This is a genomic window from Bacteroidia bacterium, from assembly GCA_033391075.1.
GTDB lineage: Bacteria > Bacteroidota > Bacteroidia > J057 > J057 > JAWPMV01.
The window spans coordinates 530,670-542,999 of the sequence record JAWPMV010000001.1 but is presented as its reverse complement, the minus strand read 5'-3'; the positions used below and the strand labels follow the sequence as shown (position 1 = coordinate 542,999).

Genomic DNA, 12,330 nt, shown 5'->3' with positions numbered 1-12,330 from the left:
GGGCAAACAACTTTTCGCTCTATCAGTTCAATATTATCTTTGCACACATTATGAAAAAGAAGGCTCTTCTAACGCTATCGATCCTATTACTGGGGCTATATTTTCTTTCTGCCCAATCCCCACAATCCAGGTTAAATCTGATCCAGCCTGAGATAAAAGTAGTAGAAGCCCAGGACGAAATTGTACTGGATGGGAATCTCAATGAAGCCTCCTGGAGACAAGGAGTTCCTGCCCGCAATTTTTTCCAACAATTTCCAGCTGATACTTCCGGCGCACAGGCACCTACAGAGATCTATATGGTCTATGATGAGGAAAACCTCTATGTAGGAATCAAGTGCTATGCGAAAGCAGATAATCATATCATCAACTCCCTGAAAAGAGATTTTGACTTCTTTGGGACTGATAATATCAGCGTACTTTTTGATACCTATAGCGACAGAACCAATGCCTTCCTTTTTGGGATAAATCCATATGGAGTAAGAAGAGAAGCCATCATTTCAAATGGAGGTAGACAATTTGGGGATTTTCTCGAATCCTGGGACAACAAATGGTTTGGTGAATCTAAAATTCATGAAGGCTACTGGGTAGCTGAAATGGCCATTCCTTTCAAAACCCTGCGTTTCAAAGAAGGCTCTGATGAGTGGCGTTTCAATAGCTACCGATTTGACACGCATGACGGGGAAATTTCAACCTGGACACGTATCCCCAGAAACCAGATCATTATGGACCTGGGCTTTATGGGCAAGATGAAATGGGATCAACCCCTGAAGAAATCAGGACCCAACATCAGCTTGATTCCCTACCTGATTGGAGGAGCTTCCCGGGATTTTACAGATATAGAGCAGGATGGTGCTGATTTTACCGGTAATTTTGGAGGAGATGCAAAGATAGGTGTAACCTCTGCCCTCAATCTTGACCTGACAATCAATCCGGACTTTTCACAAGTGGAGGTCGATCAACAGGTTACCAATCTCGATCGTTTTGAGATATTTTTTCCCGAGAGACGACAGTTTTTTCTGGAGAATGCGGACCTCTTCAGCAGCTTTGGCAACCGGAGAGTAAATCCATTCTTCTCCCGAAGAATTGGAGTTGGGATCGACACTGCTACCGGACAGAATTTTCAGAACCCAATTCTTTATGGAGCCCGTTTAAGCGGTGCAGTAAATGATAAACTCAGAATTGGAGTTCTCAATATGCAGACCGCCAGCCAGGAAGCCAGTGGTTTGCCGGGATTTAACTATACGGTAGCTGCTTTACAACAACAGGTCTTTAACCGATCTAACCTCTCCTTTATTTTTGTCAATAAAGATGCGGTTAATCCTTCCGAAGCAGGAGGCAGTTTCAATAATTACAATCGCGTTGCCGGTTTAGAATACAGAATAGGATCTGCCAATAATCGATGGAGTGGAAAAGTAGCCCAGCATCAGGCCTTTACTCCGGGTGATAAGAAAGATAAATTTATGCACTTCACTCAGGTTGAGTACCTGAGAAGAGATTATCGATTGGAGGCAGCATTTAGCTATGTGGGAGAAGGATATGAAGCAGAGGTAGGCTTTGTTCCTCGTAGAGACTATTTCCTCTGGAGCCCGGAATTTGAATTGTTCTTCTATCCAGCTACAGGCCCATTGAGCAATCATAGCATCAATGTGGATTATCGGGAGATCATCAAAGTAGGCAATGACGGAGATACCTTGCTTGCGCCCTGGACCCTGGCAGATCGCGGTTCAGAAGTGAGTTGGGAATTGAATTTTAAAAATACAGCCCGAGGAGCGGTAGAACTTTCTTACGACCGGGTTTTCCTATTCAATGATTTTGATCCGACACGGCTTCAGGAAGATGGAATTTTCCTTCCGGCAGGTAACACTTATGATTACTTTGCCATATCTGCCAGCTATACCTCCGATCAGCGAAAGGTTTTCAATTACCAGATCCAGCCGACCGTGGGACAATTTTTTAATGGCTTCAGGGCAGGTCTGGATGGACAAATGGGGGTTCGTTTTCAGCCCTATGGTTCTGTAGCTCTGGCATTTTCCTATAACCATATTGACCTGGCAGCTCCTTTTGTGGCAAAAGATCTTTGGTTGGTCGGCCCCAGAATTGATCTGACATTCTCCAAAAACCTCTTCCTGACCACTTTCATCCAATACAACAATCAGATCGACAACCTGAACATCAATGCCAGATTTCAGTGGAGATTTGCACCTGTCTCAGATTTCTTTCTGGTGTATACCGACAACTACCTGACCGACCCATTCAGTCAGTTTAGTGTAAGAAATCGTGGGATCGTCGCAAAATTGACCTATTGGCTGAATCTTTAATCAGAAAAGATAATTGAACATGGCCGAGAGGCTCTGAGTCTGATATCGATTTCGACTCACGGAGGCAAAACCTCCGAAAAGATTATCGTTGCGGCTGGCATGTTCCAGACGGAGCTCAAAATTCATTTTTTCATTGCCCTGTCCTCCCCATAAAGTAAAACCAAATTTTCCCCACATAGTCAACTCAAAGTCATTGGTACTCCATATGTTGTTTGTGGTATTAAATCCACTGGGATTGTTGAGCGGCTCTGTTTCCCGAAAGATTACAAAATTTCGACCGACATTAAATAGTGGCGAAATACCCACTATCATATAAAAAGGACTGCTTTCATTTCCCAGTCGCTTTTTCAGCCCTAATGGAAAAGAGATTCTATGCAGGCGTATTTCCAGTTCATCGCGAATATTGCTTTGGGTATTGAAAGGAATAAAAAACTCATTATTACCATTGAAGCGTGTAGGATAGTACATGAATTCTCCCCGAAATCCGATCCCGGATCTATTCCTTGGGAACTCCAGGTCCAGGCTAAATCCAAAAGCCGGAGCCATAGAAGACTCATAATCAGTATTTACGAGAGAGTAAATACTATTATCATCAAACTCATTGACCGAATTGAAGGGAGATCTGGGAGAAAAATTAATACGGCTTACATTGAAACCTACCATAAAACCCACCCTCAATTCTGAGCTTTCACGGGGATCGGGTCGTTTGGCCCTTTCTCTAAAACAATTGTGATAGTCTTCTACCACTTTCATCAAATCTCTCTCTCGAATCAACAAGCGCCTCCTGCCACTGGAAATAGGATAGGCGACATTGGGACAGTCTGCCATAGCTTCCTTCAGGACATCGGCATATTCGTGCTTGGTTTCTTTATACACTCGATAGCCCCTATTATAGGTAAGCTCCGTTGATTTGAGTTCTTCAAATTTTTGATTTTGATCGTATTCAAGGAAGAAACGATCCGTATAGCGATAGAGGTTCACCCGTCCATTCTGCAATAACTCCATAAAGACGCGATAATCGGTCGAGTCATTGACCTTTTGACTTCTGAAGATTTTTGTACCCGTGATGCCATATGCACTGATATCTTCCGGACTGAGAACCTGAACAGCATCAGAAAGACTGCCTTTAAATGAGCATGTTTTCTCAAACTCTTCCCGGGAGCTAACTTTTACAAGGCCCCAAACGGTGTCCTGGGCAGTTTTGACATAATATCCGGGCTTAAATGCTGCATGAGCATAAAGTGAAGCTGCATTCCCCGAAAACAAAATGCAGAAAAGTAGGATTAATAGAGTATATCTGTTTTGCATGGATATGAATTGCTTATTCAAAGAACGGAAATAATCTCCAAAATGTCCCATGACATAAATTTTGAATATGTTTTCAGAAAATCTTGAAATGCAAAGACAGATGTTTATTTTAGAGCAAATCAAAAGACTACTGACAAAAGCGAATAATTATGCTAAATCTCTCTGTGATTCTTGAAGATAGTGCGAGTCGCTATGCTTCTAAAGATGCCTTCACCTTTATGGATACCACGATGAACTATGCTCAAATAAATGGAGCAGCGAATCAGGTAGCCAATGGGTTAAAAGCGAAAGGCATCAAAAAGGGTGATAAAGTTGCCCTAAGCTGTTTTAACTTGCCCTATTTTCCGATCATTTACTTTGGTATACTAAAGGCTGGCGCCGCAGTAGTTCCCCTAAGTGTATTGCTTAAAAAGGATGAAATAGCTTATCACCTGAGTGATAGTGATGCAAAAGCATATTTCTGTTTTGTAGGTACAGCAGATTTGCCCATGGGAGAAATGGGATATGCAGGTTTTCAGGAAGCTCCTCAATGCGAGCATTTTTTCATGATCACCCCCAAACCCACTGATCCTTCTCCCATAGAAGGCACTCAAACCATGGGTATGCTCATGGCCAATCAGCCTCCAACTTTTGAAACCGTAGAAACCAGTGCTGAAGATACCGCTGTAATTATCTATACTTCCGGTACCACTGGCAGACCCAAAGGGGCTGAGCTTACTCACTCCAACCTCATGCTCAATGGCATTCTATCAGCTGATCTGGTAGATATTCACAATGATGACAATGTCCTGATCGTCTTGCCGCTCTTTCACATTTTTGCGATGACGGTATTGATGAATGCAGGTATATATAAAGGTGCCAGTATGGTACTCCTGCCACGGTTTGATGCTGAGGCAGTCTTTGGCCTGATGCAAAAACATGAAATTTCCATTTTTGCAGGTGTGCCGACTATGTATTGGGGACTTCTCAATTATACTGAACCTAAGTTCGACTATAAGAAAATCTCCGAGAAGCTCCGGATTTGTGCTTCTGGGGGAGCCTCTCTGCCCGTACAGGTCCTGGAAGACTTCGAAGCGCGTATGGATGTGCCCATCATAGAAGGCTACGGCATGTCTGAAGGTTCACCCGTGGTAACTTTTAACCATCTCAATATTGGCCGTAAACCAGGGTCTATAGGTACTCCGGTTTGGGGGGTTGAAGTAAAGTTGGTAGATGATGATGGAAAGGAGGTGCCATTAGGCGAAAAAGGAGAGCTGCTTTACCGGGGGCACAATGTCATGAAAGGCTATTATAAAAAGCCCGAAGCCAATGCAAAAACGCTGGCTGGTGGATGGTTGCACTCAGGAGATGTAGCTATTAAAGACGAGGACGGATTCTACTACATCGTGGATCGTACCAAAGATATGATCATCCGGGGAGGCTTGAATGTATATCCAAGAGAAGTTGAAGAGGTAATGATGAAGAATGAGGCGGTGTCTCTATGTGCCGTGATCGGCATTCCGCATGATGAAATGGGGGAAGAAATCAAGGCCTATGTAGTATTAAAGGAAGGAGCCTCTATTTCTGAAGAGGAACTCATGGCTTTTACCAAAGCCAATATCGCTGCATACAAATATCCAAGAGTGATCGAATTTATCGACGCCTTACCGATGTCTGCAACCGGTAAGATCCTTAAAAAGGAATTGAGAAAATTATAAGAAGAACATAAAATAAAGTGGCACACAAAATTCTGTGTGCCACTTTTATAATAAAGACTATCTATTTGTTTATTTGAGCAGAATCTTCTCAGAGAAACTTCCCTGATTAGTTCTGACATGCAGGACATAAGCCTGAGGACTCAAAGATGAAGTTGAAATTTGTTCAAATGAGCCCTGTCCTCCAGCAACCAGCTGACCGGCAAGATTGAAAACTTTCACCTCCTCGATCACTGACTCACCAGAGTTTCTCAATAAAATCTGATCGTTTTCACTTGAAAATGACCAATTGATGCCCAGGCGAGTTTTCACATCCTCCATAATCGCTACTTCAATAGCGCCCGGCTGGAGATTGGTTTTGCCCATGATCTCTTCCATTTCTACGATGATCCCACTCAATCGCGTTGTATAGCCAAATCCAGACATCGGCTGACCATTCGTCCTGAACATATTCACGACGATCTGCTTATTGGCATGATCTACATACTGGGTTCCACTATAATACCCATCTCCCCCAAACCAGGATAGAAATCCTGCTTCCTGCACCATTTCGGATTCAGGACTGATTTCAAAAAGATCGTAGGAGATTTTGAATTGAAGGGCCTGGGCGAAAAAGACCTGATTGTTGGTACTGCCTAACTTTACATGAATGGAGATTTCATCGCCATCTCCGAATTCTGCTGGTTGGTAATAGGCGTAAACGGGTACATTTTGAGCAAGAACTGTGGTTTGAAAAGAAAAGCTAAATAGAGTCAGCAAAAGTACAGGCAAAACAATACCAATTCCTTTGCTTGACTTGGCTTCCCTGTAAGAAAGGGAAAAGAATTTAATCATATATAATTACAGTTTATCTTTTACGATTTATGAAACTGTAATTTGGGTGGTGGGCTGTTTGATGAAAACAAATAGCATATTTTCCTTCAGGAAAGGAAACTAAATAGTCGTACAAACATACAAGTATTCGGATAGGGGATAAATTGCGGATAATCCTAATAATCAAAGTGTTAGAGAAATAGTTTATTCCAATTCTGGATTTATTTCTCTTTTTCCTTTCATCAAAAAAGCCCTTCCAAGCATGCAGCTTTCCATTTCACCCCAAATTTCTGGGCATTTAGGACTTCTTTCCATCTATTAAAACATGATTATTCACCGTTGGGAAAATATTAAGCCCTCCAATCTACATATTCGACTAATTTCAGCGTTAGTAAGATGAAATAAAGTACAAATACTAAGTTTTCTGCTCATTAGATAAACAAAAGCGCAAAGATGCAAATCCTGTTTCCCCCCCGTTCCTTATATGTCTCCTAAACTATGCAAGAAATTGTATACAACTGGATTTATTCTTTAAACAGGAATTGTCAATTTCGCCTTTATAGCAATCTGTAGTAAATGAAAAAACAAATTTGCAACTGCTTACTCTCCTTGCTGGCAACGGTTTTCACCCTTAACATATCTTTCGCACAGGAACGGCAGATCAATGAAAAGATCGACAACTGGTTTCTTGAGCAACGCTTCATTCTTGCCGACAAGAATGATGATGCTTTGCTGGATAAAAAAGAGATGAAAACATTTGGCTCTGAATTCGTGTATTTCCTCAATGATAGATACTATCAATTGAGTGATGCCAATCAGGACGGTCTATTGAGCTTCAGCGAAATGTTTAGCAGAAGGAAATCTGAATACCTCTTTAGATACAATACAGAGCGTCGTCAATTGCGCGGCCTCATGCAACAATATCCCATTCTTCCCAGAGCTGATCTGGCCTTTCTAAAAAGAAATCCTCAACTGGTAGTTCAACTATTTGAAAACCTCGTATGGATGTATGAAGAAGAAGAAATGGTAGAGAAACTATTGAAAGATGGTTTTTGGATGCAGAAAAATCCTGTCGTGATGCTGGCATTGCACAAAAACCTCCGCTGGATGGCTGCCAATCCTAATCGCGCAAAAAGACTCTATCAAAACAGAGCTTATACGCAGGAGCTTCCACAATTGGTAGGCTGGAGAGCTAATCACAAGAAATTCATCCGCAACAATGCCTTGCTGGACAAATTTTATGAGATCTCCTTTATTCCGGAAGGAATCAGAGTCCAAAGATAATTTTCTTGAGTAAAGAAAACTCAGGCCCGACAATATAAAAATTGTCGGGCCTGAACTTTTAGAGCAACTTATTTTTGTAAATTGCCGCCCATCTGAAAATAGCTAGACATTTATGGCACTCGTTCAGCATTCCAATCTCCAGGCACGTTTCGATCAACAGGTAGAAAATGCACGTACCTATGTGCTTCCTTTTGTAGAGGAAAGCCTGAAGATCTCAGACGGAATGCGAGTGATGGAAATCGGTTGTGGAGAAGGGGGCGTACTCCGGCCATTTTGTGAGAAAGGAGCTTTTTGTCTAGGGGTGGATTTGAGTGAAAGTCGAGTCAAACGGGCAAAGCAATTTATGGAATCGGAAATCCTGGCAGGGAAAGCTGACTTTATTGCTCAAAATGTCTATGATGACAGCTTTAGAGAAAAGTACCAAAACAGCTTTGACCTCATTTTGCTTAAGGATACCATAGAGCATATTCCCGAGCAGGAAAAATTCATCCCTTACCTCCGACAATTCCTTACAGAGAATGGCCAGATATTTTTTGGTTTCCCTCCCTGGTATATGCCCTTTGGAGGTCATCAGCAAATTTGTAAAAGTAAGATTCTGGGATTTCTTCCCTGGTACCATTTGCTCCCCCGTCCTTTATATAAAGGAGTATTGAAACTCTTTGGAGAACCCCAAGTAGTTTTCGATGAACTCATGGATATCAAATCAACCGGAATATCTATTGAACGGTTTGAACGAATCATTCGAAAAACTGAGTTTAGGATAGAGCAATCCCGTTTCTATCTTTTCAATCCGATCTACCGCTATAAATTTGGATTGAAACCGCGCAAACAGGCAAAATTACTGGAAAAGATCCCATTTCTGCGAAATTTTGTTACCACAGCGGTCTGGTACATGATAAGTAAACAAAATTAAATTTGACGCTCTCAAAGACTTCCTTATTTTAGCAAGATAATATATCTTAGCTGAATGGACTCCTCGTTTGTTATTTACTCACTAATGTTAATAGGCCTGGCCCTCTTTATTTTATTGACGGCCGCCGCCTACACTGTTTATCTGGAACGAAAGGTAGCTTCCTGGATTCAGCAAAGGGTAGGCCCTAATCGAGTAGGTCCACTAGGACTCCTCCAGCCACTTGCCGATGTGATCAAGCTCCTTCTCAAAGAGGACATTGTTCCTGACAGTGCAGACAAATTGATTCACTTCCTGGCACCTGTGATCTCAGTAGTAATTGCCCTGATCACGATGGCAGTAATTCCTTTTGCTTATGGGCAAACAGAATTCACCGAAGGAACCAATGGCTTCCTGGTAATTGCAGATGTAAATATTGGGATTCTCTATATTCTCGCTATTGCTTCGATTGCCGTATATGGAGTTACACTAGCTGGATGGGCCTCAAATAGTAAATACGCCTTATTAGGAGGATTGAGAGCATCAGCCCAGATGGTTAGCTATGAACTGGCCATGGGACTTTCAGTAGTGAGTGTAATCATCCTGACAAACGTTAGCTATGATGGCACTGAATTCCTGAAACCAGGAGCAATAGTAGAAGCTCAAAGAGGGATTTGGAACATCTTTAGAAATCCTCTCGGTTTTTTACTTTTCGTAGTATGTGCATTCGCAGAAGCCAACCGTGCACCTTTTGATCTGGTTGAAGCAGAACAAGAATTGGTCGGTGGTTTCCATACAGAATACAGTTCGATGAAATTTGCTCTGTTCTTTGTAGCAGAGTACCTACACGTGATCGTTGCTTCCATGCTGATCACCACCCTATTTGTAGGAGGTTACCTTGGACCATTTGAAGGTCTGCTCGGTGTAGCCGAATGGGATCCGATTTACCAGTTAGGTTGGGGCTCATTATGGTTTGCTTCAAAAACCGTCTTCTTCGTATTTGTCTTTGTATGGGTAAGATGGACACTCCCTCGCTTTAAATACAATCAGCTCATGGATATCGGTTGGAAAAAATTCCTTCCCCTTGCACTGATTAACCTCATGTTTATCGCCGCTGGATCGGCAATTTATGTGAAGTACTTCGCAAGTTGATTCAGGTGCAACCTGAACATTGTCCCTTGCGTTTATGTTAGTACCCTGCTGACAGATTGACAGACAATCTGATCTTGGCACGAATACAGCTTTGTTATTATTCGGAATGAGACTTCTGAAAGGAGCTTAAATTATTTATGGAATCAAATTTCTCAGATAGAGTAAAGGATGTAATATCCTATAGCAGGGAGGAGGCTATACGTCTTGGGCACGATTATATCGGACCCGAACATCTTCTATTAGGCCTGGTCCGTGAAGGAGAAGGACTCGCTATCAAAATATTGGTGAGTCTGGGTGTAGACCTATCCCAACTTAAACGCTCGATCGAAAATGCCGTAAAAGGAACCATCACTGCTATCGACTTAAAGAATCTACCTTTAACCAGACAAGCGGAGAAAGTTCTTAAAATTACGCGACTCGAAGCGAAATTGCTCAAGAGTGCCCTAATCGGTACCGAGCATCTTTTATTATCAATTTTGCGGGAAGAAAATAATGTTGCCGCACAAATCCTTTCCCGATTTGGAGTTTCCTACGATATCGTTAGGGGCGAATTGGAGCAAAAGGAAGAAGGACAAAGTCCGCATATGTCAATTTCATCTGAACCACCTGAATCGTCTGAAATGAGTACACCCGGAGATCGGCCTCGTAAAACAAGCAAATCAAAAACCCCTGTTCTTGACAACTTTGGCAGAGACCTGACCAAAGCAGCAGAAGACAACAAACTCGACCCTATTGTAGGTCGTGAAAAAGAAATAGAACGTGTTGCTCAGATTCTGAGTCGCCGTAAGAAAAATAATCCCGTGCTGATCGGTGAGCCCGGTGTAGGTAAAACAGCTATAGCTGAAGGACTCGCACTGAGGATCATCCAACGCAAAGTAAGTCGCGTACTTTATAACAAGCGCGTAGTTACCCTGGATATTGCCTCCCTCGTTGCAGGTACCAAATATAGAGGCCAGTTTGAAGAAAGAATGAAAGCCGTTATGGCTGAGCTGGAAAAATCTCCGGATGTCATTCTTTTCATTGATGAGTTGCATACCATAGTGGGAGCAGGTGGTGCTTCTGGCTCTCTGGATGCTTCCAATATCTTCAAACCTGCACTTGCAAGGGGAGAGATTCAATGTATCGGAGCAACTACGCTGGATGAGTATCGCCAGCACATTGAAAAAGATGGTGCCTTGGAGCGTCGTTTCCAAAAGGTGATCGTTGAACCTACTTCTGTAGACGAAACCCTCATCATTCTGGACAACATCAAGTCCAAGTATGAAGATCACCACAATGTGAACTATACAGAAGAAGCTATTCAGGCTTGTGTGAAGTTGAGCGACAGATATATATCTGACCGTTTCTTCCCAGACAAAGCGATTGACGTTTTGGATGAAGCAGGTAGCCGCGTTCACATCACCAATATTCACGTACCTCAAAGCATCCTGGATTTGGAAGCAAGAATTGAGGAGGTGAAAGAAACCAAAAATAAAGTCGTCAAAAGCCAGCGATACGAAGAAGCTGCTCAATTGAGAGATCAGGAGAAACGCCTGCTCGAAGAATTGGAGCATGCAAAAATCGAATGGGAAGAAGAGACGAAAAATAAAAGATATACCGTAGCTGAGGAAGATGTAGCTTCTGTAGTTTCCATGATGACCGGTGTACCTGTTACTAAAGTAGCAGCCGGAGAGTTGGAAAAACTCAAGCTCATGGAGCCAGATCTCAAAAATGTGATCATTGGTCAGGACGAAGCAATCGAAAAGCTTACCAAAGCGATTCGCCGCTCTCGTCTGGGATTGAAAGATCCTAATAAGCCGATCGGTTCCTTCATCTTTGCTGGACAGACGGGTGTTGGTAAAACAGAATTGGCAAAAGCTCTGGCTCGCGCTATGTTCGACTCTGAGGAAGCACTCATCCGTCTGGATATGAGTGAATACATGGAGAAATTTACTGTTTCTCGCTTGATCGGAGCGCCTCCCGGATACGTGGGATATGAAGAAGGGGGTCAATTGACTGAGCGTGTTCGTCGTAAGCCTTACTCCGTAGTATTGCTGGACGAGATGGAAAAAGCTCACCCTGATATTCAGAACATCCTTCTCCAGGTATTGGATGATGGTATCTTGACTGATGGTTTGGGTCGTAAAATCGACTTCAAAAACACTGTCATCATCATGACCACCAATGAAGGTTCCAAAGAGAATGCCTATGATGCGAGTGGAAGAGTGAGTATCACTGCCAGCCGCAAGCAGAAGCAAACGTATGAGGAAATCGAAGGAAACTTCGCCAAGGCTATCGCCAAGAAGTTCCGACTCGAATTCATCAACCGCCTGGATGATATCATCGTATTCCGTTCGCTTGAGATGGATCACATCATGCAGATCATCGACCTGCAGTTGACCCGTGTATTCCGTCGCATCGAGGAGAGAGGATACAAGATTTCACTCAGCGACGAAGCCAAGAAATTCATCGCCCACAAAGGCTTTGATAAGCAGTTTGGTGCTCGTCCCCTACAGCGTGCTCTCCAGAAGTATCTGGAAGATCCTATCGCTGATGAGATCCTTGAAGGTCGTACCAATGAAGGAGATACCCTCTTCGTTGACTACAATGAAAAGGATGATAAAATCCTGGTGAATACCAAGAAGAAGAAATCAAGCAGCAAGAAAGCTGCCGAAGAAAAAGCTTCTGAGGAATCAGAAGAATAGATACAGAGATTTAATCTCGATGAGAAAGGCCGGTAGCATAGCTACTGGCTTTTTTTTGTACCCTCCGCCTCAGGCCCACACTCTCTTGACCTGCGGAACAATGGAGTGCCCACAAAGCCATAAACTACCGTGTCATCACGAGGATTGGATGTGCTAAGGCTCCTGCGCGCCGAGGGATCTTCTCTTTT

General features: G+C 42.9%; 8 protein-coding genes. 6 read left to right on the top strand and 2 right to left on the bottom strand.

All coding sequences use genetic code 11. The annotated features are described in order from the left end of the window. The first annotated feature begins 50 nt into the window (after positions 1 to 50). A complete protein-coding gene (locus R8P61_02095; GenBank protein ID MDW3645838.1) occupies positions 51 to 2,318 on the top strand; it encodes a DUF5916 domain-containing protein in 2,268 nt (755 codons plus the stop codon). On the opposite strand, the gene R8P61_02090 is transcribed toward R8P61_02095, so the two are convergent. Further along, positions 2,319 to 3,677, bottom strand: a complete 1,359-nt coding sequence (locus R8P61_02090; GenBank protein MDW3645837.1) for an outer membrane beta-barrel protein — start codon at positions 3,675 to 3,677, stop codon at positions 2,319 to 2,321. It abuts the gene before it with no gap. Between the two features lie 98 nt (positions 3,678 to 3,775). Between R8P61_02090 and R8P61_02085 the strand changes: the two genes are divergently transcribed. Next, a complete protein-coding gene (locus tag R8P61_02085) occupies positions 3,776 to 5,323 on the top strand; it encodes a long-chain fatty acid--CoA ligase (protein ID MDW3645836.1) in 1,548 nt (515 codons plus the stop codon). 69 nt (positions 5,324 to 5,392) lie between these two features. Here R8P61_02085 and R8P61_02080 read toward each other — a convergent pair whose 3' ends face one another. After that, complete coding sequence (locus R8P61_02080; protein MDW3645835.1) at positions 5,393 to 6,154, bottom strand: T9SS type A sorting domain-containing protein; 762 nt, start codon at positions 6,152 to 6,154, stop codon at positions 5,393 to 5,395. A 555-nt stretch (positions 6,155 to 6,709) separates the two neighbouring features. Between R8P61_02080 and R8P61_02075 the strand changes: the two genes are divergently transcribed. The 4 genes from R8P61_02075 (at position 6,710) to R8P61_02060 (ending at position 12,142) form a co-directional block, all read left to right on the top strand. Next, the gene (locus R8P61_02075; GenBank protein ID MDW3645834.1) at positions 6,710 to 7,417 is read left to right on the top strand and encodes a hypothetical protein; all 708 of its coding nucleotides are present in this window, start codon (positions 6,710 to 6,712) and stop codon (positions 7,415 to 7,417) included. A gap of 112 nt (positions 7,418 to 7,529) precedes the next feature. Next, positions 7,530 to 8,330, top strand: a complete 801-nt coding sequence (locus tag R8P61_02070) for a class I SAM-dependent methyltransferase (protein ID MDW3645833.1) — start codon at positions 7,530 to 7,532, stop codon at positions 8,328 to 8,330. 54 nt (positions 8,331 to 8,384) lie between these two features. After that, positions 8,385 to 9,458 (top strand): NADH-quinone oxidoreductase subunit NuoH, encoded by a 1,074-nt coding sequence (gene nuoH / locus R8P61_02065; protein MDW3645832.1) that lies wholly within the window; start codon positions 8,385 to 8,387, stop codon positions 9,456 to 9,458. A gap of 137 nt (positions 9,459 to 9,595) precedes the next feature. Next, positions 9,596 to 12,142, top strand: a complete 2,547-nt coding sequence (locus R8P61_02060; protein MDW3645831.1) for an ATP-dependent Clp protease ATP-binding subunit — start codon at positions 9,596 to 9,598, stop codon at positions 12,140 to 12,142. Positions 12,143 to 12,330: the final 188 nt, after the last annotated feature.

What these genes read in the sequence shown, in the direction of transcription:
- R8P61_02095 (MDW3645838.1), top strand. Translation starts at nt 51, where the DNA reads ATGAAAAAGAAGGCTCTTCTAACGCTATCGATCCTATTACTGGGGCTA.
- R8P61_02090 (MDW3645837.1), bottom strand. Translation starts at nt 3,677, where the DNA reads ATGGGACATTTTGGAGATTATTTCCGTTCTTTGAATAAGCAATTCATA.
- R8P61_02085 (MDW3645836.1), top strand. Translation starts at nt 3,776, where the DNA reads ATGCTAAATCTCTCTGTGATTCTTGAAGATAGTGCGAGTCGCTATGCT.
- R8P61_02080 (MDW3645835.1), bottom strand. Translation starts at nt 6,154, where the DNA reads ATGATTAAATTCTTTTCCCTTTCTTACAGGGAAGCCAAGTCAAGCAAA.
- R8P61_02075 (MDW3645834.1), top strand. Translation starts at nt 6,710, where the DNA reads ATGAAAAAACAAATTTGCAACTGCTTACTCTCCTTGCTGGCAACGGTT.
- R8P61_02070 (MDW3645833.1), top strand. Translation starts at nt 7,530, where the DNA reads ATGGCACTCGTTCAGCATTCCAATCTCCAGGCACGTTTCGATCAACAG.
- nuoH (MDW3645832.1), top strand. Translation starts at nt 8,385, where the DNA reads ATGGACTCCTCGTTTGTTATTTACTCACTAATGTTAATAGGCCTGGCC.
- R8P61_02060 (MDW3645831.1), top strand. Translation starts at nt 9,596, where the DNA reads ATGGAATCAAATTTCTCAGATAGAGTAAAGGATGTAATATCCTATAGC.